Source organism: Phycicoccus sp. CSK15P-2, from assembly GCF_016888005.1.
Classification (GTDB): Bacteria; Actinomycetota; Actinomycetes; order Actinomycetales; family Dermatophilaceae; genus Phycicoccus.
This window is the reverse complement of record NZ_JAFDVE010000009.1, coordinates 121,987-147,151: the sequence shown is the minus strand read 5'-3', so window position 1 is coordinate 147,151 and position 25,165 is coordinate 121,987. Positions and strand designations below refer to the sequence as shown.

General features: G+C 70.3%; 19 protein-coding genes and 3 rRNA genes. All 22 read right to left on the bottom strand.

What is annotated here, in order from left to right:
• Positions 1 to 11: 11 nt before the first annotated feature.
• Complete coding sequence (locus JQN72_RS05570; RefSeq protein ID WP_204134169.1) at positions 12 to 1,088, bottom strand: glycosyltransferase family 4 protein; 1,077 nt, start codon at positions 1,086 to 1,088, stop codon at positions 12 to 14.
• Positions 1,085 to 2,716, bottom strand: coding sequence for a murein biosynthesis integral membrane protein MurJ (murJ, locus tag JQN72_RS05565; RefSeq protein WP_204134168.1), 1,632 nt, complete (start codon positions 2,714 to 2,716; stop codon positions 1,085 to 1,087). The genes JQN72_RS05570 and murJ overlap by 4 nt, the downstream gene beginning before the upstream one ends.
• Positions 2,713 to 3,522 carry a hypothetical protein gene (locus JQN72_RS05560; RefSeq protein ID WP_204134167.1) on the bottom strand — a complete coding sequence of 270 codons (810 nt, stop codon included), beginning with the start codon at positions 3,520 to 3,522 and terminating at the stop codon, positions 2,713 to 2,715. Before JQN72_RS05560 ends, murJ begins: the two co-directional genes overlap by 4 nt.
• Entirely contained in the window at positions 3,519 to 4,478 is a 960-nt protein-coding gene (locus tag JQN72_RS05555) for a copper transporter (protein ID WP_204134166.1), read from the bottom strand. Before JQN72_RS05555 ends, JQN72_RS05560 begins: the two co-directional genes overlap by 4 nt.
• The gene (gene steA, locus JQN72_RS05550) at positions 4,475 to 5,662 is read right to left on the bottom strand and encodes a putative cytokinetic ring protein SteA (RefSeq protein WP_374190874.1); all 1,188 of its coding nucleotides are present in this window, start codon (positions 5,660 to 5,662) and stop codon (positions 4,475 to 4,477) included. The genes JQN72_RS05555 and steA overlap by 4 nt, the downstream gene beginning before the upstream one ends.
• A 12-nt stretch (positions 5,663 to 5,674) precedes the next feature.
• Positions 5,675 to 7,363, bottom strand: coding sequence for a DNA repair protein RecN (gene recN / locus JQN72_RS05545; protein WP_204134165.1), 1,689 nt, complete (start codon positions 7,361 to 7,363; stop codon positions 5,675 to 5,677).
• A complete protein-coding gene (locus JQN72_RS05540) occupies positions 7,360 to 8,304 on the bottom strand; it encodes an NAD kinase (protein WP_204134164.1) in 945 nt (314 codons plus the stop codon). Before JQN72_RS05540 ends, recN begins: the two co-directional genes overlap by 4 nt.
• A complete protein-coding gene (locus tag JQN72_RS05535) occupies positions 8,301 to 9,116 on the bottom strand; it encodes a TlyA family RNA methyltransferase (RefSeq protein ID WP_204134342.1) in 816 nt (271 codons plus the stop codon). The genes JQN72_RS05540 and JQN72_RS05535 overlap by 4 nt, the downstream gene beginning before the upstream one ends.
• A gap of 1 nt (position 9,117) precedes the next feature.
• A complete protein-coding gene (locus JQN72_RS05530) occupies positions 9,118 to 9,318 on the bottom strand; it encodes a hypothetical protein (protein ID WP_204134163.1) in 201 nt (66 codons plus the stop codon).
• The gene (locus JQN72_RS05525) at positions 9,315 to 10,016 is read right to left on the bottom strand and encodes a hypothetical protein (protein ID WP_204134162.1); all 702 of its coding nucleotides are present in this window, start codon (positions 10,014 to 10,016) and stop codon (positions 9,315 to 9,317) included. Before JQN72_RS05525 ends, JQN72_RS05530 begins: the two co-directional genes overlap by 4 nt.
• Before the next feature lie 42 nt (positions 10,017 to 10,058).
• Positions 10,059 to 10,985, bottom strand: coding sequence for an HAD-IIA family hydrolase (locus tag JQN72_RS05520; protein WP_204134161.1), 927 nt, complete (start codon positions 10,983 to 10,985; stop codon positions 10,059 to 10,061).
• A complete protein-coding gene (locus JQN72_RS05515) occupies positions 10,982 to 11,839 on the bottom strand; it encodes a lipopolysaccharide assembly protein LapB (protein WP_204134160.1) in 858 nt (285 codons plus the stop codon). The genes JQN72_RS05520 and JQN72_RS05515 overlap by 4 nt, the downstream gene beginning before the upstream one ends.
• Positions 11,840 to 12,239: 400 nt before the next feature.
• Positions 12,240 to 12,356, bottom strand: a 5S ribosomal RNA gene (gene rrf / locus JQN72_RS05510).
• Positions 12,357 to 12,431: 75 nt separating this feature from the next.
• Positions 12,432 to 15,549 (bottom strand): 23S ribosomal RNA (locus tag JQN72_RS05505).
• A 339-nt stretch (positions 15,550 to 15,888) separates the two neighbouring features.
• Positions 15,889 to 17,414: ribosomal RNA gene (locus tag JQN72_RS05500) — 16S ribosomal RNA — on the bottom strand.
• The 16S, 23S and 5S rRNA genes sit together here, the layout of an rRNA operon.
• Before the next feature lie 670 nt (positions 17,415 to 18,084).
• Positions 18,085 to 19,359, bottom strand: a complete 1,275-nt coding sequence (gene tyrS / locus JQN72_RS05495) for a tyrosine--tRNA ligase (RefSeq protein WP_204134159.1) — start codon at positions 19,357 to 19,359, stop codon at positions 18,085 to 18,087.
• A gap of 143 nt (positions 19,360 to 19,502) precedes the next feature.
• Positions 19,503 to 20,114 carry a DNA-3-methyladenine glycosylase gene (locus JQN72_RS05490; protein WP_204134341.1) on the bottom strand — a complete coding sequence of 204 codons (612 nt, stop codon included), beginning with the start codon at positions 20,112 to 20,114 and terminating at the stop codon, positions 19,503 to 19,505.
• On the bottom strand, positions 20,111 to 21,553 hold the full coding sequence (gene argH, locus JQN72_RS05485; RefSeq protein WP_204134158.1) for an argininosuccinate lyase: 1,443 nt from the start codon (positions 21,551 to 21,553) through the stop codon (positions 20,111 to 20,113). Before argH ends, JQN72_RS05490 begins: the two co-directional genes overlap by 4 nt.
• Complete coding sequence (locus tag JQN72_RS05480) at positions 21,550 to 22,053, bottom strand: arginine repressor (RefSeq protein ID WP_204134157.1); 504 nt, start codon at positions 22,051 to 22,053, stop codon at positions 21,550 to 21,552. Before JQN72_RS05480 ends, argH begins: the two co-directional genes overlap by 4 nt.
• Entirely contained in the window at positions 22,050 to 23,000 is a 951-nt protein-coding gene (gene argF / locus JQN72_RS05475; RefSeq protein ID WP_204134156.1) for an ornithine carbamoyltransferase, read from the bottom strand. Before argF ends, JQN72_RS05480 begins: the two co-directional genes overlap by 4 nt.
• Positions 22,997 to 24,217, bottom strand: a complete 1,221-nt coding sequence (locus JQN72_RS05470) for an acetylornithine transaminase (RefSeq protein ID WP_204134155.1) — start codon at positions 24,215 to 24,217, stop codon at positions 22,997 to 22,999. Before JQN72_RS05470 ends, argF begins: the two co-directional genes overlap by 4 nt.
• Positions 24,210 to 25,154: an acetylglutamate kinase gene (argB, locus tag JQN72_RS05465; protein WP_204134154.1), complete on the bottom strand. Its 945-nt coding sequence runs from the start codon at positions 25,152 to 25,154 to the stop codon at positions 24,210 to 24,212. Before argB ends, JQN72_RS05470 begins: the two co-directional genes overlap by 8 nt.
• Positions 25,155 to 25,165: the final 11 nt, after the last annotated feature.

Sequence of the window (25,165 nt, the reverse complement as noted above, 5' to 3'; positions counted from 1 at the left end):
TCAACGATACGTCATCGCGCACCCGCGGCGCGGTAGGTCTCGAGCGCAGAGGCCAGCGCGTCGTCCTCGGTGGGTAGCTCGGCGGCACGCTCCATGGCCTTGGACCGCAGGTCGTCACGCACCGAGCCGTGCACGAGGACGTCCCGGACGCCGCGCGCGAGCGACCCGGGGTCACCGACGGGGACGAGCACCGCGGCGTCCCCGACGACCGCGGCGGTCCCCCCGGCGTCGGTCGCGACGATCGCCGCGCCGGCGTGCAGGGCCTCCTGGAGACCCACCGGCTGCCCCTCCCAGACCGCACTCGAGACGACCACGTCGGCGGCGGCGAGGAGGTCGGGCACGTCGTCACGGCGGCCGAGGAGGCGCACCGGCAGCGACTCGGCGTCGATCCGGTCCTGGATGCGGCTCCGGAGGGGGCCGTCGCCGGCCACGACGGTGAGGAGGTCGAGGTCGGTGAGGTCACCGTGGGCGTCCAGGAGGACGTCCAGACCCTTCTGCGGCGCCAGCCGGGCGAGGACGACCGCGAGCGCGGTGCGGTCGTCGATGCCCAGCCCGGCGTGCACGGCGTAGCGGTCCCGCGCGGCGGCGCGGCGGGTCGGGGCGGGGACGACGGCGAGGCCCGTGCTCCGGGCGCCCAGGGCGTCCATCCGCTCGACGAGGTCCCCCGAGACGCCGAGGACGACGGCCGACCCGCGGGCCACGACCCGTTCGAGGGCGGCGTACACGGCACCGGTGACCCTCCCGGCGGGCGAGGCGTTGTGGAGCGTGGTGACCAGGGGGGTGCTGCGGCGGGTGAGCGCGAGGGCCGCGAGCGCGCCGACCCGCAGCCCGTGCGCGTGCACGACGTCGGCACCGCGGGTGAGCCCCCGCAGGACCCGCACGGCACGAGCGTCCCGCGCCGGCTGCGGCCGGTCGCTGACGTCGAGGACGGTGACCCCGGCGTGCTCGGCGAGGTCGAAGGCCTCGGCCGCTGCCGCGGGGCAGGCGAGCACGACCTCGTGACCCGCTCCCGCGAGCAGCCGGGCGAGTCCCTGGACGTGCCGCCCGACCCCGCCGGTGCTCGTCCCCATGACGAGGAGGACCCTCATCGGTCGCCTCCTCCCCGTCTCCGGGCACGGCCACGGTCGCGGATCTCGCGCATCACTGCCCTGTCACCGTAGAACACCGCGAGCGTGCCGACGAGGAGTGCCACCGCGCCCGCCGCCACGCCGACGACCACCGTCTCGGGGAGGTCGTCGAGGGCCCTGCCGTGGGTCACGAGGTCGCCGAGGAACACCGCGAGGGCCATCGCGACGACGACCGCGCCGGTCGTCCGGCCCAGGCCTGTGGTGACCTCCGGCCCCCACAGGCCACGGACGAGGACCACGAGGCCGAGGCCGGCCACCGTCATCCCGAGGGTCGACGCGATGCCCACGGTTCGCAGCAGCGTCCCGGGCGACGCGCCGGTCCCCGCGAGGACCGCCGGCAGGGCGGCCGCGAGCACCCACCCACCCGCGACGGCCAGCGCCGCGTCGAGCGGACGCCCGCGGACGTACACCGCCCGGGTGAGGAGAGCGACGAGACCGAAGCCGACCAGGCCGGGGGCGAAGGCGAGCAGCGCACCGGGAAGCGCCGCGATGGCCTCGGGGCTGGCGCCGTCGGCACCGCGGCGGGCGTCGAGCAGCCCGAAGAACGCCCCGACCGCCGGCGCGGCGGCCATGAGGACCCCCGCCGCCACGCCCTGGAGCACGACCACGGCCCGCATCGAGCGGGCCACGGTGCGGGCCGTGTCGGCTCCCGCCGCGTGCCCCTGGGCCAGGGCCGGGAAGACGCTCTGCGCGACCGGCACGGCGAGCACCGCGTACGGGAGCAGGTAGACCGCCTGGGCGTACCCGTAGACGACGAAGACGCCACCGGCGGAGGCCCGGTTGGCGAGGAACATGGTGACGAGCACGGCGCTCTGCTGCGCCACGAGGGCCAGCACCCCGGCGCCCGCGAGGTGCCCGATGCGCCGCCGGTCCTCCGGCTCGAGCCGGAACGAGGGCTGCCACCGCCAGCCCGTGCGCAACGCCGGGAGCACGAGCGGCAGCGACAGGACGGCCACGCCGAGGGTGGTGCCCCACGCGAGCACGGCGACGGCGCTCGCCGGGACCAGGTTCGGGTCGGTCTCGCCCCCGGTGAGCGAGCCGTACCAGAGGTAGCTCGCGAGCACGACGACCGACGAGAGCAGCGGTCCGAGGGCGGCCATGAGGAACCGGCGATGGGCGTGCAGCACCCCGGTGAGCACGATCCCCACGCCGTAGAGCGGCACCTGCAGCGAGAACACCCGCAGCATGGTGACCCCGACGGCGTGGCCGGCGGCGTCCGGCGCGTTGACGAGGAGGGTGACCAACGGGCCGGCGAGGAGGAACAGCGCGGTCCCGAGCGGGACGAGCACGGCGAGGGCCCAGGTGAGCAGCACCGAGGCCAGCCGGTCGGCGTGCTCGCGGCGTCCCTCCCCCAGCCGGTGCGCGACGAGCGGCACGGCGGCGGCGGCCAGGGTGCCTCCGGCCGCGACCTCGAACACGACGTTCGGCAGCGCGTTGACGCTCTGGTAGATCTGGCCGACCCCTCCCGCCCGGACGGACTCGGCGAAGACGAGGATCCGGGCGAAACCGGCGGCCCGGGAGAAGACCGTGACCAGGGCGATGAGCCCGGCGGCGCCCGCGATACCCGCCGCGACCCGCTGTCTCGTCATCGGTGCGGCCGGCCCCATGCGTCGATCTCGCGGAGCACCGGGGTGGACTCGATGACGGCGGTGAAGCTGATCCGTTCCGAGGCGAGCGTCGCGGTCGTCAGGGCGGCGAGGGCCACGAGGCGACCGGTGCGACCCGTGCGCTGCGCGAGGGCCACGCCGACGAGCGCTCCGGCGGCGTTGGCGCCGGTGTCCCCGAGCATCGCCCGGCCCGCGAGGTCCTCGGCGAGGACACCGAGCGAGGCGCCGGCAGCAGCGCCCGCGGTGGTCCGCCCGGGCCCCGTACGGCCGAGGGCCAACGGCGCCGCGGCGATCACGGTGGCCTTGAGGGCCCTTCCGGGGCGGAGGTCGAGCAGGTTCGCGAGGTTGGCGGCACCGGCGACGACGGACCCCGCGACGAGGGTGTCGATGACGCGGCAGTCGGCCCGGTCGCGGTCGGCGAGGGCGGCCGCGAGCAGCCCGGTGAGGCCCAACCCGACGACCTTCACGGCCCCCGTCGTCACCTCGCCACGCAGCGCCGCACCGAGGTGACCACGCAGCCCCTTGGACGAGCCGTCACCGGCGAGGTCGTCGAGCGCGCCGAACGCACCGGCGCCCGCTGCCGCGACGACGCCTGCAGGGCCACCGAGCGCGGCACCGGCGACCGCGCCGACGACGTAGGCGGGCCCCTCGAGGACGGTCACGGGCCGGCCGGCGTGGTTGGTGCGCTGCCAGCGGGACGAGCGCACCCGCGCCCGGAGCGCCCGGAAGGAGCCGGCGGCGACCATCGCCCCGGCCAGACCTGCGAGGACCGGACGGGCCGGGCTCACGAGCCGGGTGCCGGTGCGAAGGGTGCGTCGGCGCTGGGCTCGAGTCCGTACTGGCCGGCACCGCCGTCGGCCTGCTCCGCGAGGGCGAACACGGTGCTCGTGATCCCGGTCGGATCGCCGGCGTCGTCGACACCCGAGACCTCGCCGGCGGTCGACGCGTCCGCGCGCAGCGTGGCGACCACGGACACCTCCTCGCTCCCCGCCACGGCGTCCGTGACGACCACCGCACCGCGCGATGCGGAGTCGAGCGCGGACGCGAGGTCGACCCAGCGCCGCGCCGTCTCGGTGCGCACCGTCTCGTCACCGTCGCCGACCACACCCGAGACGACGACGACGAGGTCGGCGCGGGCGAACTCGGGGGCGTCGAGGCTGATCAACCCGGCGTCGGCGAGCCCGTCCAGACCGTTACGGGAGGCGGTGTCACCGGGCCCCGGGTCCTGGACGTCCCCGGAGCGGGCGAGGAGCGTGGCGAGCAGGACGTCGCGGGGCTGGGCGCTGCCGGGTGCCGAGATGTCCACGCCGCTGGTCTGCGCGACCTGCGCCACGGCGTCGTCGCGCGTCGCCGCGGCGTCCTCGTCGGTCGTCACCCACTCCCCTGCCACGGAGGTGGTGGAGACGACCTCGCCGCCGGCGGCGGTCACGGCGTCGAGGACGGTCTCGCTGACCGCGGCGTCCGCGCCGGGCAGGACGACGAGGGCCACCCTCCTCGTGTCGAGGGCGCCCCGCACGACCCGGTCGCTCACCGAGCTGAGGTACGCGTCCCGCTGCTCGACGGCTGCGCGCGCGGCGGTGAGCTGGTCGTTGAGCTGGGTCTTGTCGTCGCGCAGCCCGGCGACCTCGCTCTGCAGGGTCGAGCCGATCTCGCCCTTGAGCGGCCCCGCGCCGAGGACGATGCCGACGGCGAGCGCGAGGAAGATCGAGGCGATGGAGACGATGTGGTAGCGGAAGTCGATCACCCGAACAGTCCTCCGATGGCGGTGAGCAGGTCGTCGATGCGTGCGGCGACCACCTCGAGCAGGGCCTGGCCCCCGGCGGTCGACCACAGCGCGGCCCCGAGGGCGAAGACGGCGACGCCGAGCATGAGGACGATGCTGAAGGACGAGATGCGCGTGCGGTACAGGCGGCTCACGCCCTTGGCGTCGACGAGCTTGCCACCGACGCGCAGGCGGGTGAGGAATGTGCTCGCCATGCCGGAACGGCCCTTGTCGAGGAACTCGACGAGGGTCACGTGCGTGCCGACGGCCACGATGAGGGTCGCCCCCTTGTCGTCGGCGAGGAGCATCGCGACGTCCTCGCTCGTGCCCGTCGCGGGGAACACCACGGGGTCCACCCCGAGCTCACGGACCCGGTCGAGACCGGGCGCACGCCCGTCCCGGTAGGCGTGGACGACGATCTCGGCCCCGCAGCGCAGCGCGGCGTCGGAGACGGAGTCCATGTCGCCGACGATGAGGTCGGGGGTGTGCCGGGCCTCGATGAGCGCGTCGGCCCCGCCGTCGACGCCGATGAGGATCGGCTTGAACTCCCGGATGTAGGGCCGGAGGATCTCGAGGTCCTCCTTGTAGTGGTAGCCGCGGACGACGATGAGGACGTGCCTGCCGTCGAGGTCGGTGCGGACCTCCGGCACCCCCACCCCGTCGAACAGCAGCTCGCGCTCCTTGCGGAGGTAGTCCATCGTGTTCTCGGCGAAGGCCTCGATCTCGGCGGACAGCCCCGCGCGGGCGAGGGTCATGGCCTCCTGCACGGCGTCCGGTGTGAGCAGCGTGCCCGAGCCCACGGGGCCGGAGGCCGTGACGAGACGTCCGTCCTCGACCCGCAGCGGGGTGCCCTCCGTGATGGCCATGACGTCGGCACCGGCGCTGTCGAGCAGGGGGATGCCGGCCGCGACGATGATCTCGGGACCGAGGTTGGGGTACCGACCGGAGATGGAGGCGGAGGCGTTGACCACGGCGGCGGGCCGGCACGCCACGAGCGCCTCGGCGCTCACGCGGTCGATGTCCAGGTGGTCGATGACGGCGATGTCGCCCGGCCGCAGCCGCTTGGTGAGGTTCTTGGTCCGCGGGTCGACACGTGCCGGACCGGCCGACTCGCCGGACGGGTCCCGGTCGCGGAGGGAGAGCATGCGGATGGACATCTGCACCATCTTCCCACGCGCTCAGGGACGGGCCCGGGCCAGCAGGTCCCGGGCGTGGTCGAGAGCCGCCTGGGTGCCGGAACCGCCCAGCATCCGCGCGAGCTCGGTCACGCGGTCGTCGTCGGTGACCTCGTGCACCATGCTCCGGGTGACGCTGCCGTCGTCGGACTTCTCGACGACGAGATGCCGGTCGGCGTGCGCCGCCACCTGGGCCAGATGCGTGACGACGACGACCTGCGCGTGCCGGGCGAGCGCCGCGAGCCGGGCCCCGACGTCGACCGCGGCACGGCCGCCGACCCCGGCGTCGACCTCGTCGAAGACGAAGGTGGGCACGGAGGCGACCTCCTGCGCGGTGGCGACCTCGATGGCGAGCATCACGCGTGAGAGCTCACCACCGGACGCGGCCTTGGTCACGGACCTGGGTGTCGTCCCGGGTCCGGCGGCGAGGCGGACCTCGACGGTGTCGCGACCGTCGGCACCGAAGCGGCCGGAGTCCTCGACGGCGACCAGCACGGTCGCCGCTCCCATCGCCAGATGCGCGAGCTCGTCGGTGATCCGGGTGCCGAGGGTCTCCGCGGCCCGGCAGCGCGCGTCGGTGAGGGCCTGCGCGGCCGTCTCCCGCGCACCGGTGAGCTCGGCGACCCGCGCCTCGAGCTCTGCGATGCGGTCTCCGGTGCCGTCCAGCTCGGCGACCCGGGTGGCGGCCGCCGCCCCCCAGACGAGCACGTCGTCGACGGTGGGTCCGTACAACCGCGTGAGCTCGGTCAGGGCGGCTCGCCGCTGCTCGACGTGGTCGAGACGGGCGGGGTCGACGTCGGCGTCCGCGAGGTAGGAGCCGAGGTCGGCAGCGAGGTCCGCGGCGAGGTACCGGACCTCGTCGATCCGGGTGCCGAGGGCCGCGAGGGCGGGGTCGCTCGCCGAGGCCGCAGCGACCCGGGCCGAGGCGTCCGCCAGCTCGGTGAGCACTCCAGGCGCGGCGTCGGGGGTGTCGTCGTCGCCGCTCAGCACGGTGTGCGCCGCGCCCGCCGCCGCACGGAGCTCCTCGGCGTGGCCGAGCCGGTCGGACTCGGCCCGCAGTACGTCGTCCTCCCCCGCCTCCGGCTCGAGGGCCTCGATCCGCTCGAGGCCGAGCCTCAGGGTCTCGGCCTCCCGCGCCCGCTCCGCGGCGGCCGTCCGCAGCCCGGCCAGCTCTTCCTCGGCCGTGGTCAGGGCGCCGTGCGCGACGCGGTACGCGTCGAGGGGTCCGCCGACCGCCGCACCGCCGTAGGCGTCGAGCACCTCCCGGTGCTCGTCCGAGCGCCGCAGACGCCACTGGTCGGCCTGGCCGTGCACCGCGACGAGATGTTCCGCGATCTCTGCGAGGAGCCCGACGGGGGCGGCGCGTCCGCCGACGTGGGCCCGGGACCGGCCGTCCGCCTGCACGGTGCGCACGAGGACGAGGCCGTCCGACACGTCGCCCCCGGCCTCGTCGACCCGCTGCAGCGCGGCGTGGCCCACCGGCAGGTCGAGGACCCCCTCGACGACGGTGCGGGAGGCGCCGGTGCGCACCAGCCCCGAGTCACCGCGCCCACCGAGCAGGAGCCCCAGAGCGGTGACGACCATCGTCTTCCCCGCGCCGGTCTCGCCGGTGAGGACGGTGAGCCCGGCGTGGAGGGGCAGGACCGCCTCGTCGATGACCCCGAGGTCCCGGATCCGGATCTCCTCGATCACGACTCCGGGCCCTCCCCGTCGCTGCCCGTGCTCCTGGCGCGCGCAGCGCCGCGCCAGCCGTGCACCGGCAGGTCGAACTTGCGGACGAGACGGTCGGTGAAGACCGCCCGGGAGAGCCGGGCGAGACGTACGGGCTGGTCGGACCGTTCGACGTGGACCTGGGCCCCCGGGGGCAGCGTGACCGCCCGCCGCCCGTCGCACCACAGGACAGCGGCGGCGTCGGTGTGCGGCAGGAGCTGGATGGCCAGGCGGGACTGGGGGCCGACGACGACCGGGCGCGAGAACAGGGCGTGGGCGCTGATCGGGACGAGCAGGAGTGCCTCGACGTCCGGCCAGACGACGGGGCCACCGGCGCTGAAGGCGTACGCAGTGGAACCGGTGGGCGTCGCGACGACCGTTCCGTCGCATCCCCAGGTCGACAGCGGACGGCCGTCGATCTCGACGGTGAGCTCGAGCATCCGTTCTCTGGCCGCCTTCTCGACCGTGACCTCGTTGAGCGCCCAGGACGAGAAGACCTCACGGCCGTCCTCGACGGCGCGGACCGCGAGGGTCGTCCGCTCCTCGACGTGGTAGGAGCGGGCGCAGATGTGCTCGACCGTGGCGTCGAGGTCCTCCCGCTCGGCCTCCGCGAGGAAGCCGACGTGGCCGAGGTTGACGCCGAGCAGAGGCGCCCCCGATCCCCGGGAGATCTCGGCACCCCGCAGGATGGTTCCGTCTCCTCCGAGGACGCAGACGAGCTCGCAGCCGATGTCGGGGTCGTCCTCGTCGACGGCCCCGACCCCGTCGACCTCCGCGAGTGGGGTGCCGGCGAGATCGGCCTCGGGTGCGCACACCCCGATGCCCGACGCGAGCAGCTTGGTGGCCACGGCGGCGGCGATCTCCTGGGCGTCGCCCCGGGTGGCATGCGTGACGAGGAGGACGCGGCGCTGCGACGTCGTCATCGTCGGCCTCCTGCGGGGTCGTCTGTCAAGGCGCGGGCAGCAGCCCGGATCTCGTCCCGCGTCATTGTGTCGGACGGGTCCGACCGTGCCCACAGCAGGTACTCCGCGTTGCCGGTCGAGCCGGCGATCGGGCTGCGCGCGAGCGCGCGGACGTGCAGGCCGGCCGTCCGGAAGCCCTCGCACACCGAGAGCACCGCATCCTCCCGGTCCGTGGCGGCAGTGACGAGGCCGCCACGCCCGAGTCGGGCCCGACCGACCTCGAACTGCGGCTTGACGAGGGCGAGCAGGTCACCGCCCGGCGCGAGGAGCCCTGCGAGCTCGGTGGCGACGAGCGTCAGGGAGATGAACGAGAGGTCGGTGACGACGACCGCGGCGGGCCCGCCGACGTCGGTGGCGTCGAGGCCCCGCACGCTCGTCCCGGAGTGCTCGACCACGCGGGGGTCCTCGGCGAGCTCGGCCACGAGCTGCCCGTGCCCGACATCGACCGCGACCACCTCGCCGGCGCCTCGGGAGAGGAGGACCTGGGTGAAGCCACCCGTGGAGGCCCCGACGTCGATGCAGCGGCAGCCCGCGACGACGAGCCCTTGCGGGCCCCACGTGTCGAGCGCGGCGAGCAGCTTGTGCGCGGCCCGGCCGACCCACCGTTGCGCTGCGGGGTCGACGTCGAGCGGAGTCTCCTGCTCCACCGGCTGGGCCGCCTTGCGGGCCGGAGCACCCCCGACCCGGACGAGGCCGTCCGCGACGAGGTCGCGGGCCTCGCCGCGCGAGCGGGCCAGCCCGCGGCGGACGAGCTCGGCGTCGAGCCGCGCGATGTCAGCTCCCGAGGTCGCCGAGCCGGGATCTCAGGGTGCGCTGGACGTGCTCACCGGCCTCCAGCTGGTCGTCGAGCGCGTCGTCCGGTACCGCGGCGAGGTCCCGGAGCGCGGCGTCGACGACGATGTCGCCGGTCTCGGGCGGTGCCTCGAGTGCGTCCTCGGTCTCGACGGGCTCGGTGGGTTCGGCGGGCGTGGTCACGAGCCCGACCGCCTGCCGGCGCTCGTGGACCTGCTCGCTGCCGTCTTCTTCGCCGCGGACTTCTTCGCCCCGGTCGACTTGCTCGCTGCCGTCTTCTTCGCCGCGGACTTCTTCGCCCCGGTCGACTTGCTCGCTGCCGTCTTCTTCGCCGTCGACTTCTTCGCCGCGGTCTTCTTCGCCCCCGTCGACTTGCTCGCTGCCGTCTTCTTCGCCCCAGTGGACACCGTCGCGGAGCCGGCCCCCGAGGAGAACGAGGCACGTGCCGGACGGCGCCGGACCGGTGCGGCGGGAGCCTCGGTGGCCACGGCCGGCGGGTCCGCGAGCACCGGCTCGCTGACGTCCGCCATGCCCGGCACGGACGCCCGACCCGAGCGCATACCCACCGCGCGGGCGATCTCGTCGACCTGCGCGCTCAGCCCGGCCACGGTCGCCCCGAGTGCCTGGACGTCCCCGAGCACCCGACCGACGGCCGTCTCGACCTCACGCTGGACGAGGAGCACGGCCTGCTCGCGGTTGTGCTCGGCCGCCGCGAGAAGGTCCTCGGCCACCTTGCCGACCTGCTTCGCCACCTTCTTCGACGACTTCTCGACCCCGGCGAGGGCGACGAGCTCCTGAGCCGCCTCGAGCGCACGGGTCTTCGTCATCTCCCCGAGCCCGGAGGCGAGCTCGACGTAGGCCTGGACGGATCGCTTGACCATGGGACCTCCTCGGTCTGACCGGCGGGTGCCGTGGCCGACACGCTACCCGGGGTGGGCCCGCGACATCACGTCCCCCGCAGCTGCACGCAGCCTCTCCAGCTGGTCCTCGCGACCCTGGTCCTGTGCGTCGTGGACCGCGCGGACCGCGTCCGTCAGGCGCTCGACCGCGGACCCGGGAGCGTGCAGCCACCGGAGGTCGGGCGCCACGAAGGTGGGGCGCCGTGCGGGTGGTGCGACGAGGACGGCGTCGAGGTCGTCCACGCCGGTCAGGACGAGGAGCGAGTCCAGCCCTGCGGCGACCGCCCCCTCGATGTCGGTGTCCAGGCGGTCGCCGACCGCGAGGACGCCGCTCGGCGACAGCCCGAGGCGCTCTGCCGTGAGCAGATAGAGCGGAGGCTGCGGCTTGCCCGCGATGTCGTCGGGGTCACGTCCCACGGCCCTCGCGACCGCGGCGACGAGCGATCCGTTGCCCGGGGCCACGCCGCGGTCGGTCGGCAGCGTCGCGTCGGCGTTGGTCGCGACCCACCGCGCTCCCGACTGCACGGCGTACGCCGCCTCGGCGAGGTCGCTCGCGGTGACGTCGGGACCGTAGCCCTGGACGACGGCCGCGACCTCGGCGTCACTGGCGTCGGCCGGCAGGACGACCTCGAAGCCGGCCTCGGCGAGGGCCGTGCCCACACCCGGACCGCCGACCGCGAGCACGGCACCATGCACGTCCGTCCGCCCGAGCAGCCACGCGGCGGCCTCGCTGCTCGTGGTGACCTCCGCCTCACGACAGCGCAGCCCGAGACGACCGAGGTGTGCAGCGACGTCACGGGGTCTGCGGGAGGCGTTGTTCGTCGCGTAGACCACGGGGGAACGGACGGCGTCGAGCGCCTCGACCGCGTGGTCGACCGGAGCCGGCCCTCGGTAGACGACGCCGTCCAGGTCGCATGCCAGCGCCGCGTAGCGGTCGACAAGGCTCGTCACGCCGACGGCTCGTCGTCCGACGGGTCGACGGGCACCGACGTCGGCTGCGCCTCGGTGGGCTCGGCCTCGGTCCCACCCACCTCACGGTCGAGCGGCTCGGTCTCGGCGCCTGCCGGCTCACGGCCGGGCGGCTCCGCCTCGGCGCTCGGCCCCTCGCGGTCGGGAGTCTCGGCTCCGACCCTCTCGGCGTCGTCGTCGGCGAGCTGGGTGACGACGATGCCGTCGAGCTCCTCGAGCCGCTCGACGGCGTCGGTCTCGTTGTCGGCGTCGTGGTCGACGGCTCGCTGGAACCATTCGCGTGCCTCGTCGGGCCGGCCCTGCTCGACCAGGACGTCCGCGTAGGCGTACTCCAGGCGGTGCAGCCCGGCCCCCCTCCCTCGGCGCAGGGTCGGGACCTGGAGTGCGAGGAGAGCGGCGTCCGGCTGCCCCAGGTCGCGACGCACGCCCGACACGACGATGGCGAGCTCGACCCGGTCCGCCTCGGCCAGGCCCGACGCCTCCGGGGAGGCGGCGAGCTCGAGGGCGCGGGTGTGCCGGCCGAGACCACGCTCGCAGTCGACCATGAGCGGCAGGAGATGTGAGGACCCACTGAGGCGCCGAACCGTGCGGAACTCGGTGAGCGCGCGCCCGAAGTCTCTCGACCGGTAGGCCACCATGCCGAGCGCCTCACGGGCCGCCGGTACCCGGCCTGCACGTCGGACCGCGGTCTCCGCGTGGGCCAGTGCTGCGTTCAGCTCGTCGGCCTCGAGATAGGCGGCGACCATCACCAGATGCTTCGCGACTCCCTCTGCGTTCTCCTTCGACAGGGTCCGCAGCTGCTGGTGAACGCCCCGGTCGAGCTCCTTGCCGGTCACCTCGTCCGGGACCTTCGGCTCGGGGAGCCGCGGCCCCTTCGGGGCCAGGCGGCTCCCGCCCCGACGCTCGTCCCCGACCGGTCGTGCCTCCCCCCCGCGCGGCGTTCCACGACCGTCCGTCCGTCCTCCGCCACCCGTTCCCCCTCCTCCGGCACGACGGTCTCGACCCGCGGCACCTGGTCGCCCGTCTCCGCCCCCCGACCGGCGAGGCCCGTCGGGACGACCACCGCGAGGTCGGCCACCATCCGCGCGTCGACCGCGCCCCCGTCGCTGTTCGTCCTCCGACACGTGCGGTCCTTCCTTCGCCGGCTGCACCGGGCGTCAGTCTACGGACGCCCTCAACGGCGACCACGAAAAGAAAAGGCCCGTCGCGAACGACGGGCCTTTTCGTAAATAATATGTCCGGCTGCGTCCTACTCTCCCACACCGTCACCAGTGCAGTACCATCGGCGCTGAAGGGCTTAGCTTCCGGGTTCGGAATGGAGCCGGGCGTTTCCCCTTCGCTATGACAGCCGAAACTCTATGGAGATGTCAGTCTTCCCGACCGTATCTCGGGAACTGCACAGTGGACGCGAACACAATCTTTTGAGTGTGAGTCAAGTTATCGGCTTATTAGTACCAGTCAGCTACATGCATTGCTGCACTTCCACATCTGGCCTATCAACCCGGTAGTCTAGCCGGGAGCCTCTCGGGGTAAACCCCATGGAAACCTCATCTTGAAGCGTGCTTCCCGCTTAGATGCTTTCAGCGGTTATCACTTCCGAACGTAGCTAATCAGCGGTGCTCTTGGCAGAACAACTGACACACCAGAGGTTCGTCCATCCCGGTCCTCTCGTACTAGGGACAGCCCTTCTCAAGTTTCCTACGCGCACAGAGGATAGGGACCGAACTGTCTCACGACGTTCTAAACCCAGCTCGCGTACCGCTTTAATGGGCGAACAGCCCAACCCTTGGGAGATACTCCACCCCCAGGATGCGACGAGCCGACATCGAGGTGCCAAACCATGCCGTCGATATGGACTCTTGGGCAAGATCAGCCTGTTATCCCCGGGGTACCTTTTATCCGTTGAGCGACGGCGCTTCCACAAGCCACCGCCGGGTCACTAGTTCCGACTTTCGTCCCTGCTCGACATGTCTGTCTCGCAGTCAAGCTCCCTTGTGTACTTACACTCGACACCTGATTGCCAACCAGGCTGAGGGAACCTTTGAGCGCCTCCGTTACATTTTGGGAGGCAACCGCCCCAGTTAAACTACCCACCAGGCACTGTCCCTGATCCGGATCACGGACCGAGGTTAGATATCCAGAACGACCAGAGTGGTATTTCAACGTTGACTCCACACACACTGGCGTGCATGCTTCACAGTCTCCCACCTATCCTACACAAGCCGTACCGAACACCAATACCAAGCTGTAGTAAAGGTCCCGGGGTCTTTCCGTCCTTCTGCGCGTAACGAGCATCTTTACTCGTAGTGCAATTTCGCCGAGTTCGCGGTTGAGACAGTGGAGAAGTCGTTACGCCATTCGTGCAGGTCGGAACTTACCCGACAAGGAATTTCGCTACCTTAGGATGGTTATAGTTACCACCGCCGTTTACTGGGGCTTAAATTCTGAGCTTCGATCCGAAGATCTAACCCGTCCTCTTAACCTTCCAGCACCGGGCAGGCGTCAGTCCGTATACATCGTCTTGCGACTTCGCACGGACCTGTGTTTTTAGTAAACAGTCGCTTCTCCCTGGTCTCTGCGGCCCTTCACCCTAGGAGGCAAGCTCCTTCAGGATCTGGGCCCCCCTTCTCCCGAAGTTACGGGGGCATTTTGCCGAATTCCTTAACCACGATTCACTCGATCGCCTTAGTATTCTCTACCTAACCACCTGAGTCGGTTTGGGGTACGGGCGGCTAGAACCTCGCTAGAAGATTTTCTAGGCAGCATAGGATCACCCTACTTCCCGCATTCGCGGTCACTATCAGGTCTCAGGATATGTGTGAGGCGGATTTGCCTACCTCACTCCCTACACCCTTGGACGTGGACAACCATCGCCACGCGGAGGCTACCTTCCTGCGTCTCTCCATTGCTTGACTACTACAACCTCGGGTCGCGCGCTCCACTCGAGACCTTCCCCGAAGGGTTGGAAACGAGCTTCGGGCGCTTAGCATCAGAAGGTTCGTCATGGGCGGTTCTTCGCCGGTTCCGGAATATCAACCGGATGTCCATCGACTACGCCTGTCGGCCTCGCCTTAGGTCCCGACTTACCCAGGGCAGATTAGCTTGACCCTGGAACCCTTGGTTATTCGGCGGACGGGTTTCTCACCCGTCATTCGCTACTCATGCCTGCATTCTCACTCGTGTGGCCTCCACGGCTGGATCACTCCGCCGCTTCCCTGGCCACACGACGCTCCCCTACCCATCGACACGCTTGGACCGTGAACCCGCAGGCGTCACGGCCGGGCAATGTGTCAATGCCACAGCTTCGGCGGTGTGCTTGAGCCCCGCTACATTGTCGGCGCGGAATCACTTGACCAGTGAGCTATTACGCACTCTTTAAAGGGTGGCTGCTTCTAAGCCAACCTCCTGGTTGTCAATGCAACTCCACATCCTTTCCCACTTAGCACACGCTTAGGGGCCTTAGCTGGTGATCTGGGCTGTTTCCCTCTCGACTACGGAGCTTATCCCCCGCAGTCTCACTGCCACGCTCTCACTTACCGGCATTCGGAGTTTGGCTAACGTCAGTAACCTGGTGAGGCCCATCGGCTATCCAGTAGCTCTACCTCCGGTAAGAAACACGTGACGCTGCACCTAAATGCATTTCGGGGAGAACCAGCTATCACGGAGTTTGATTGGCCTTTCACCCCTACCCACAGCTCATCCCCTCAGTTTTCAACCTAAGTGGGTTCGGTCCTCCACGACGTCTTACCGTCGCTTCAACCTGGCCATGGGTAGATCACTCCGCTTCGGGTCTAGACCCAGCGACTCTGTCGCCCTATTCGGACTCGCTTTCGCTACGGCTTCCCCACACGGGTTAACCTCGCCACTGAGCACTAACTCGCAGGCTCATTCTTCAAAAGGCACGCCGTCACCCCACAAGGAGGCTCCGACGGATTGTAGGCACGCGGTTTCAGGATCTATTTCACTCCCCTCCCGGGGTACTTTTCACCTTTCCCTCACGGTACTTGTCCGCTATCGGTCACCAGGGAATATTTAGGCTTAGCGGGTGGTCCCGCCAGATTCACACGGGATTTCTCGGGCCCCGTGCTACTTGGGATGGTTCTCTGGAGTTCACGCCATTTCGTCTACGGGGGTAGCACCCTCTGTGCCGGACCTTTCAATGTCCTTCGACTATAACGCGAATTTCTGACTCCATGTCAGCATGTCAGTACTGACTGAGAAGTCCCACGACCCCGACCATGCAACGCCTGACAGCTATCACACATGATCGGTTTAGCCTGTTCCGCTTTCGCTCGCCACTACTCACGGAATCGCGGTTGCTTTCTCTTCCTGTGGGTACTGAGATGTTTCACTTCCCCACGTTCCCTCTACCCACCCTATGTGTTCAGGTGGGAGTGACTGGACTTGCCTCCAGCCGGGTTTCCCCATTCGGAAATCCTCGGATCACAGTCTGGTTATCGACTCCCCGAGGCTTATCGCAGATTCCTACGTCCTTCTTCGGTTCCTGGTGCCAAGGCATCCACCGTGTGCCCTTATAAACTTGAGCCACAAAGATTTAAGATGCTCGCGTCCACTGTGTAGTTCTCAACATACGGGCGGCCCCTCGTCGGTCTCGGCGCCTGCCGGCTGTACCGGTGGTTCGTCCGCGACGAGGGTCCTGGCCTCGCGGCCCGGAGGTTATGAGCGTGAACGCCCGACCCCTCAGGACCCAACAACGTGTCAGGCACCGTGCCCAGCGGCCGCGTTCCACTCTCCCGAAGGAGCTGTACTTGCGTGCCGGCGTGACCCGGTGCCAAATAATCGATGTTCCACCCTTGAGCACCTGCTGTCCGACATTCGCGGACAGACCAGGCTCTGGATCGCTTACGCGACCAGTGCTCCTTAGAAAGGAGGTGATCCAGCCGCACCTTCCGGTACGGCTACCTTGTTACGACTTAGTCCCAATCGCCAGTCCCACCTTCGACGGCTCCCTCTCAAAGAGTTGGGCCACCGGCTTCGGGTGTTACCGACTTTCGTGACTTGACGGGCGGTGTGTACAAGGCCCGGGAACGTATTCACCGTAGCGTTGCTGATCTACGATTACTAGCGACTCCGACTTCATGGGGTCGAGTTGCAGACCCCAATCCGAACTGAGACCGGCTTTTTGGGATTCGCTCCACCTCGCGGTTTCGCAGCCCTCTGTACCAGCCATTGTAGCATGTGTGAAGCCCAAGACATAAGGGGCATGATGATTTGACGTCGTCCCCACCTTCCTCCGAGTTGACCCCGGCAGTCTTCTATGAGTCCCCGCCATAACGCGCTGGCAACATAGAACGAGGGTTGCGCTCGTTGCGGGACTTAACCCAACATCTCACGACACGAGCTGACGACAACCATGCACCACCTGTATACGAGTGTCCAAAGAGAACGTCATCTCTGACGCGTTCCCGTATATGTCAAGCCTTGGTAAGGTTCTTCGCGTTGCATCGAATTAATCCACATGCTCCGCCGCTTGTGCGGGCCCCCGTCAATTCCTTTGAGTTTTAGCCTTGCGGCCGTACTCCCCAGGCGGGGAACTTAATGCGTTAGCTGCGGCACGGATCTCGTGGAATGAGACCCACACCTAGTTCCCAACGTTTACGGCGTGGACTACCAGGGTATCTAATCCTGTTCGCTCCCCACGCTTTCGCTTCTCAGCGTCAGTAATGGCCCAGAGACCTGCCTTCGCCATCGGTGTTCCTCCTGATATCTGCGCATTTCACCGCTACACCAGGAATTCCAGTCTCCCCTACCACACTCTAGTCTGCCCGTACCCACTGCAAGTCCGGGGTTGAGCCCCGGATTTTCACAGCAGACGCGACAAACCGCCTACAAGCTCTTTACGCCCAATAATTCCGGACAACGCTCGCACCCTACGTATTACCGCGGCTGCTGGCACGTAGTTAGCCGGTGCTTCTTCTGCAGGTACCGTCACTTTCGCTTCTTCCCTGCCGAAAGAGGTTTACAACCCGAAGGCCGTCATCCCTCACGCGGCGTCGCTGCATCAGGCTTTCGCCCATTGTGCAATATTCCCCACTGCTGCCTCCCGTAGGAGTCTGGGCCGTGTCTCAGTCCCAGTGTGGCCGGTCGCCCTCTCAGGCCGGCTACCCGTCGTCGCCTTGGTGAGCCATTACCTCACCAACAAGCTGATAGGCCGCGAGTCCATCCCAGACCGAAAAACTTTCCAGACGGTAGAGATGCCTCTCCGTCTCGTATCCGGTATTAGCTCCGGTTTCCCGGGGTTATTCCAGAGTCTGGGGCAGGTTACTCACGTGTTACTCACCCGTTCGCCACTGATCCAGTCGGAGCAAGCTCCAACCTTCACCGTTCGACTTGCATGTGTTAAGCACGCCGCCAGCGTTCGTCCTGAGCCAGGATCAAACTCTCCGTTGATGTGTGACTCTCGGCGCGAGCCGAGAAATCGTTACCCTTGGAGGGTTGTTTCACTGGCTGAGCACGAACAACTAGCTTTCGCTGTTGTTCGTTGTCAACCAAAGGATATTTCGCTGCATCGACGATGCACCCCCGACCGATGGCCGGTTGGCATGCGATGCGACGAGGTTATTGGCATCGATTTTTGACACGCTGTTGAGTTCTCAAGGTTCGGACGCGCACCAACGCCTTGCTCATCGAGCTCGTCGTCGGGGCTACTCCGTGTGTTCTCCCAGTCGCTGGAAGCAACTGTTCAAACTTACCCGCGTCCATGCTTGGGCGTCAAATCCGTGACCCGCTCTTGGAGCGGCCGGCTTCGATCGCGCTTGGATCTCTGCGGTGGTGACCACTCTAGCACCCTCTCGGAGGCTTCCTCCACCTGGTCGTCCGCCCGCGCTCGGCGGCCGGGTGAACCCTGTGGGAGTGGTGTCGGCTCGCGGGACCGGCCACTTGGTGCGGGGCTGTTCGGCCCTGCCGCTTGGTGTCCGTTCCTCCCTCTCGGGCTGACGTCGAGAACATTAGATGAGTCCACGCAGGGAACACAAATCGGGCTCGTCCCGGACCCTCTCCACGGCTGGTTCACGGCTGTCGTCCCGTTGCGCCACAACGGGTCTCGTGACCGAAGGAGCCCTCAGGCGGAGCCGTCGGGTCGGATCCGGCCCGCTGCCAGGCTCTTGCGCCCTCGACGCAGCACCACCACGCCGCCCGCGAGGACATCGTCCGCACCGAGCTCGGCCTCGGGGTCGGTGACCTTGTCCCCGTTGACGGACGCGCCGCCCTCTCCGAGCGTCCGACGTGCAGCGTTGCGAGAGTCGGCGAGGCCCACGGCCACGAGGGCGTCGACGAGCGACATCCCGACGGCGACCTCGCCGCCGGGCAGCTCGGCCGTGGCATCCCGCAGGGTCGTGCCGTCCAGCCCTCGCAGGTCACCGCGGCCGAAGAGGGCCTCGCTGGCCGCCTGGACCGCGGCCGTCGCCGCCTCCCCGTGCACGAGGGTCGTGACGTCCTCGGCCAACGCCTTCTGCGCGGCCCGCTTCCAGGGCTCCTCCGACACTCGGCGCTCGAGGTCGGCGACCTCGTCGCGGCTGCGGTCGCTGAACACCTTGAGCAGACGGGCCACCGAGGCGTCCTCGACGTTGAGCCAGTACTGGAAGAAGGCGTACGGGCTCGTCATGTCGGCAGAGAGCCAGATCGCGTTGCCGGCGCTCTTCCCGAACTTCTCCCCCGCGCTGTCGGTGAGCAGGGGCGTGGTGAGCAGGTGGACCGACTCACCCTCCGCCCGATGGATGAGGTCCGAGCCCGCGACGAGGTTGCCCCACTGGTCGCTCCCGCCCGTCTGGAGCGTGCAGCCGTACTGCCGGTAGAGCTCGAGGTAGTCCAGCCCTTGCAGCAGCTGGTAGCTGAACTCCGTGTACGAGATGCCCTCGTCGCTGTTCAGCCTCGCCGCCACGGCGTCCTTCTTGACCATCTGGTTCACCCGGAAGTGCTTGCCCACGTCGCGGAGGAAGTCCAGGGCAGACATCCCGGCGGTCCAGTCGAGGTTGTCGACGAAGACCGCCGGGTTGTCGCCGTCCGTGTCAAGGAAGGGGCGGACCTGCTGCTGGATGCGGGCCACCCACTCGGCCGTCTGCTCCTTCGTCTTCAGGACCCGCTCCGACGTGGGCCTGGGGTCGCCGACGAGCCCGGTGGAACCACCGACCAGACAGATGACCCGGTGTCCGGCCCGCTGGAGCAGGCGCAGGACGACGAGCTGGACGAGGTTGCCGAAGTGCAGCGACGGCGCGGTGGGGTCGAACCCGCAGTACGCCGTGATCGGCCCGTCGGCGAGTGCTCGGCGCAGCGCGGGCTCGTCGGTGGTCTGTGCCACCAGCCCTCGCCACTGCAGCTCGTCGAGGATGTCGCTCACGGTCGGTGTCCTTCCAGGTCGAGGTCCCGCTCGCGCGGAGCATCGCCTAGCCTGCCACGCGCACGGTCGTCGCTGTCCTCGGCACCCGTGCCCCGAGACCGCACGCAACATCCAGGCCTGGTCGTGCGTCTCTCAGCTCGACGTCAGCCCCGGCGCCGGCGGGCCGCGGGGCGGTAGACGCTGACCGTCGGCTCGTCCGCCAGCCAGAAGCGCCACGGGAAGACGGTGCCGTCACCGCCCGGGCCGCTGACGCCGACGCGTGGGCCGGTGCGGACGCGTTGCGCCATGGTGAGGTCGTCGGCGAGGGTGAGGGCGCCGTCGCTCGTGGCATCCAGGAGGTCCAGCCCGTTCTCGTCGCGCGCGAGACCGAGGGCGACGGCCAGCCGCGCCGGACCGCGCGCGAGGTCCCGCTCCCCCAGGTGCGTACGTCCGCGACGGGCCGAGTCGGAGCCGTCCACGACCTCACCCGCCCGCAGCAGGACCGCGGATGCCTCCCCCTCGGGCCCGGTGACGACGTTGGCGCAGAAGTGCATGCCGTAGGTGAAGTACACGTACAGGCGCCCGGCCGGGCCGAACATGACCTCGGTCCGTGGGGTCCGGCCGCGGAACGCGTGGGAGCCCGGGTCGTCCGTCCCGGCGTAGGCCTCGACCTCGGTGAGCCGGACCGTCACCCCGCCGTGGCTGAGGCGCGCGCCCAGCAGCGCAGGGGCGACCTCGAGGACGTCCCCGGCGAGCAGGTCGCGCAGCACCGTCAGCGGGCCACCGGCACGTCGGAGGCCCAGGCCCGCGCCTCGGTGGCCAAGGAGACGAGCCGGTCCAGCTGCTCTGCGACGCGGTCCGGGGCGGTCCCGCCCTTGGCCGACCGCGAGGCGAGCGAACCCGGGACGCTGAGGACGTCCCGCACGCCGGGCGTCAGGTGTGGCGAGATCCCGGCGAGGTCGTCGTCGGTGAGGTCCCAGAGCTCGAGGCCCCGGGACTCGCAGACCCGCACGCACGCGCCGGCCACCTCGTGTGCCACCCGGAACGGGACCCCCTCGCGGACCAGCCACTCCGCGACGTCCGTCGCGAGCGAGAACCCCTGCGGGGCGAGCTCGGCGAGCCGCGAGGTGTCGAAGACGAGTGTGGCGACCATCCCGGAGAACGCCGGCAGCAGCACCTCCAGGGTGTCGACCGCGTCGAACACCGGCTCTTTGTCCTCCTGGAGGTCCCGGTTGTAGGCGAGCGGCAGCGACTTGAGCGTCGTGAGCAGCCCGGTGAGGTCGCCGACCAGGCGGCCGGCCTTGCCCCGGGCGAGCTCGGCGATGTCCGGGTTCTTCTTCTGCGGCATGATGCTCGACCCGGTCGAGTAGGCGTCGTCGAGCGTGACGACGGAGAACTCCTTCGTCGCCCACAGGACGACCTCCTCGGCCAGCCGGGAGACGTCGACCGCGGTCATCGCCGCGACGAACGCGAACTCGGCCACGTAGTCGCGCGACGCGGTGCCGTCGATGGAGTTCTCGACCGACCCGGTGAACCCGAGGTCGGCAGCGACGGCCTCCGGGTCCAGACCGAGCGACGAGCCGGCCAGCGCGCCCGACCCGTAGGGCGAGACCCCGGCGCGCACGTCCCAGTCGCGGAAGCGGTGGACGTCGCGCAGCAGCGCCCACCCGTGGGCGAGCAGATGGTGCGAGAGGAGAACCGGCTGGGCGTGCTGCAGGTGCGTCCGCCCCGGCATCGGCACGCCGTGGTGCTGCCGGGCCTGAGCGACGAGGGCGTCGACGAGGTCGAGGACGAGACCCGAGACGACCCGTGAGTGCTCGCGCAGGTACATCCGTCCGAGCGTCGCGATCTGGTCGTTGCGGGATCGCCCGGCGCGCAGTCGACCGCCGACGTCCGGCCCGGCGCGCTCGATCAGCCCGCGCTCCAGCGCGCTGTGGACGTCCTCGTCCCCCTCCACGGCGACGAACTCCCCCGACTCGACGTCGGCCCGCAGCCGCTCCAGGGCGTCCAGCATCGCGGCGAGGGTGTCGTCGTCGAGCAGGCCCGCCCGGTGCAGGACCCGGGCGTGCGCCCGGGACCCGGCGAGGTCGTGCAGCGCGAGGCGCCAGTCGAAGTGCGTCGACCTGCTCAGCGCGGCGAGCGCGTCGGCCGGGCCGCCGGTGAACCGGCTTCCCCACAGGGTGCTACCGGTCGGGCTGGTCTCGGGCGGGGTCACGGGAGGTCCTTCCGGGTGTACGACATGAGTCGCTCGACGACCTCGCGGCTGCGCGTGGCACCCGAGGTGATGACCATGATGGTGTCGTCGCCGGCGATCGTGCCGAGCACCCCCTCGACGGAGGTGTGGTCGATCGCCGAGGCGAGGAAGTTGGCGGCCCCCGGCGGGGTGCGCAGGACGACGAGGTTGTCCGAGTGCTCGGCCGACACGAGCAGCTCCTGGCAGCGTGCCGCGAGCCGCGAGGTGCGCTCCTCCTCGTCCGGTGCGGGGCGGACGGTGCGGTCGCCGCCCTCCCCCGGCACGGCGTAGACCAGTGCCTTGCCGACCCGGACCCGCTCGGCCCCGACGTCGACGAGGTCGCGCGAGAGCGTGGCCTGGGTGACCTCGATGCCGTCGTCGGCGAGGAGGTCGAGCAGCTCGGTCTGGCTGCGGACCGGAGTGGTCATGAGGATCTCGACGATCCGCTGCTGCCGGGCGGCCCGGCTCGTCGACACGGTCATCGGAGGCCTTCCCCGACCTGCTCGAGCAGCCAGGCCAGGAGGGCCTTCTGGACGTGCAGGCGATTCTCGGCCTCCTGCCACACGAGCGAACGCGGGCCGTCGATGACGTCCTCGGTCACCTCGTGGCCGCGGTAGGCGGGCAGGCAGTGCAGGAAGACCGCCTGGCCCGCCGCCTGGGCCATGAGGGCGTCGTCGACGCGGTACTTCTCGAACGGGCTCCCCTCGCCCTTACGCTGTTCGGCCTCGCCCTCCTGGCCCATCGAGACCCAGGTGTCGGTGACGACGACGTCGGCTCCCTGAACAGCCGCGACGGGGTCGTCGGTGACGAGCACGGAGCCGCCGGTCTCGCCGGCGCGTCGCTCGGCAGCGGTGACGATGTCGGCCGCGGGTGGATGCGAGGACGGGGTCCCGACGCGCACGTGCATCCCGGCGGTCGCGCAGCCGAGCAGGTAGGAGTGGGCCATGTTGTTCGCGCCGTCGCCGACGTAGGCGAGGGTGCGGCCGGCGAGGTCGCCGATGGCCTCTCGCACGGTGAGGAGGTCGGCGAGGACCTGGCAGGGGTGGAAGTCGTCGGTGAGGGCGTTGACGACGGGGACGCCGGCGTACCGGGCCATCTCCTCGAGATCCGCCTGGGCGAAGGTGCGCCAGACGACGGCCGCGGACTGCGGCCCGAGGATGCGGGCGACGTCGGCGACCGACTCCCGGACCCCGATGCCGGCGAGCCGGCCGTCGACGACCATCGGGTACCCCCCGAGCCCGGTCACCGCACCGACGAAGGACACCTGGGTGCGCAGGGTCGGCTTGTCGAAGAGGATCGCCACCGTGCGCGGGCCCTCGAGCGACCGCTCGATGAACGGCTGTGCCTTGAGCACGGCCGCGCGGTCGAGCACCGTGGCCTGCTCTGCGGGCGTGAGGTCGTCGTCGCGCAGGAGGTGGCGCAGCGTCATCGGGTCTCCTCGGTGGCGGCGTCGAGCAGCCCCGGCAGGGCGTCGACGAAGAGGTCCAGCTGCTCGGTGGTGACGACGAGCGGCGGGGCGAGGCGGATGGCATCGGGCGCCACGGGGTTGAGGATGAGGCCGGCGTCGCGGGCGTGCGTCGCCACGGCCGGGGCCCACTCCCCGGCGAGGGTGACCGCACGCAGCAACCCGGCACCGCGGACGCCGGTCACGCGCGGGTCGCCCGTCCCGAGGACGCGACGCGCGAGGTGGGCGCCGACCGCGCGGACGTGATCGAGCAGACCCTCGGAATCGATGGTGTCGAGCACCGCCAGGCCCGCGGCGCAGGCCAGCGGGTTGCCGCCGAAGGTCGACCCGTGCTGGCCGGCCGCGAGCAGCGCGGTGACGTCGGGGCCGAAGGTGACCAGGGCCCCGATGGGCAGGCCCCCGCCGAGCCCCTTGGCGAGGGTCATCGCGTCCGGGACGACCCCGGCCTGCTGGAAGGCGAACCAGGACCCGGTGCGCCCGACCCCGGTCTGGATCTCGTCGAGGACGAGCAGGGCTCCGGCCTCGGTGGTGAGGTCGCGGGCGGCGCGCAGGAAGTCCGTCCCCGCGGGCACGACGCCACCCTCGCCCTTGATCGGCTCGAGGACGACCGCCGAGGTGCCCGCTCCCACGACGGCGCGGAGGGCGTCGACGTCGCCCCACGGGACGTGGACGACACCGGGCAGGAGCGGCTCGAAGGGCTCGCGGAACTGCGGCTTGTGGGTGAGGGCCAGCGCGCCGGTGGTCCGCCCGTGGAACGCGCCCTCGGCGGCGACGATGCCGGTCCGCCCGGTGCGGCGGGCGAGCTTGACGGCCGCCTCCACGGCCTCCGCCCCGCTGTTGCAGAAGAACACCGCCGACCCGTCCGGGGCTCCGGCGACCCGGAGGATGCGCTCGGCGAGCTCGACCTGTGGCACGGAGGTGTAGAAGTTCGAGACGTGCACGAGCTGCCCGGCCTGCTTCGAGACGGCCGCGACGAGTGCGGGGTGGTTGTGGCCCAGGGCGTTGACGGCCAGGCCCCCGACGAGGTCGAGGTAGCGGCGGCCGTCGACGTCCCAGACCCACGCGCCCTCACCGTGCTCGAGGACGAGCTGAGGGCGCCCGAAGACGCCGAGCAGGGAGCGCTCGTACCGGCCGAGCAGCGCCTCGGTGTGCGGCGTCGCGGTGGGTGCGGGCTCAGACATCGTCGTCCTCCTCGTCCGGCAGGACCATCGTCCCGATCCCCTCGGAGGTGAAGACCTCGACGAGGATGCTGTGCGGCTGGCGGCCGTCGACGACGTGCGCCCGGGGCACGCCGGCCTCGACCGCCCGGATACAGGCCTCGAGCTTGGGGATCATCCCGGCGTCGACGCGGCCCAGCAGCTCCTTGGCCGCGCCGACCCGCAGCTCGGAGAGCAGCGAGCCGCGGTCGGGCCAGTCGGCGTAGACACCCTCGACGTCGGTGAGGACGACGAGCTTGCGCGCCCCGAGCGCCGCCGCGAGTGCCGCGGCGGCGGTGTCGGCGTTGACGTTGAGCACCTGTCCCTCGGCGTCGAGGTCGGGGGCGACCGTGGAGACGACGGGGATGCGCCCGGCGTCGAGGAGGTCGAGGACGGCGCCGGGGTCGACCTGGACGACGTCGCCGACGAGACCCAGGTCGTGCTCCTCACCGTCGACCGTGACGCCCTTGCGGCGGGCACCGAGCAGCCCGGCGTCCTCGCCGGAGAGGCCGACGGCGACCGGGCCGTGCTGGTTGAGCAGGCCGACGAGCTCACGGCCGACCTGGCCGGTGAGGACCATCCGCACGACGTCCATCACCTCGGGGGTCGTGACCCGCAGCCCGGCCTTGAACTCCGACTCCAGGCCGAGGCGGTCGAGCATCCCCTTGATCTGCGGGCCACCGCCGTGGACGACGACCGGCCGCAGACCGGCGTAGCGGAGGAAGACGATGTCCTGGGCGAACGCGGCCTGCAGGGCCGGGTCGGTCATCGCGTTGCCGCCGTACTTGACGACGACGAGCGCACCCCGGAAGCGCTCGAGCCACGGCAGCGCCTCGACGAGGGTCGTCGCCTTCGACTGGGCGACGCGCAGCGCGGCGGCGTCGATCGCGCCGCGGAGCGACTGCTGGACGGGTGGGGTCATCGGTGCCCTCG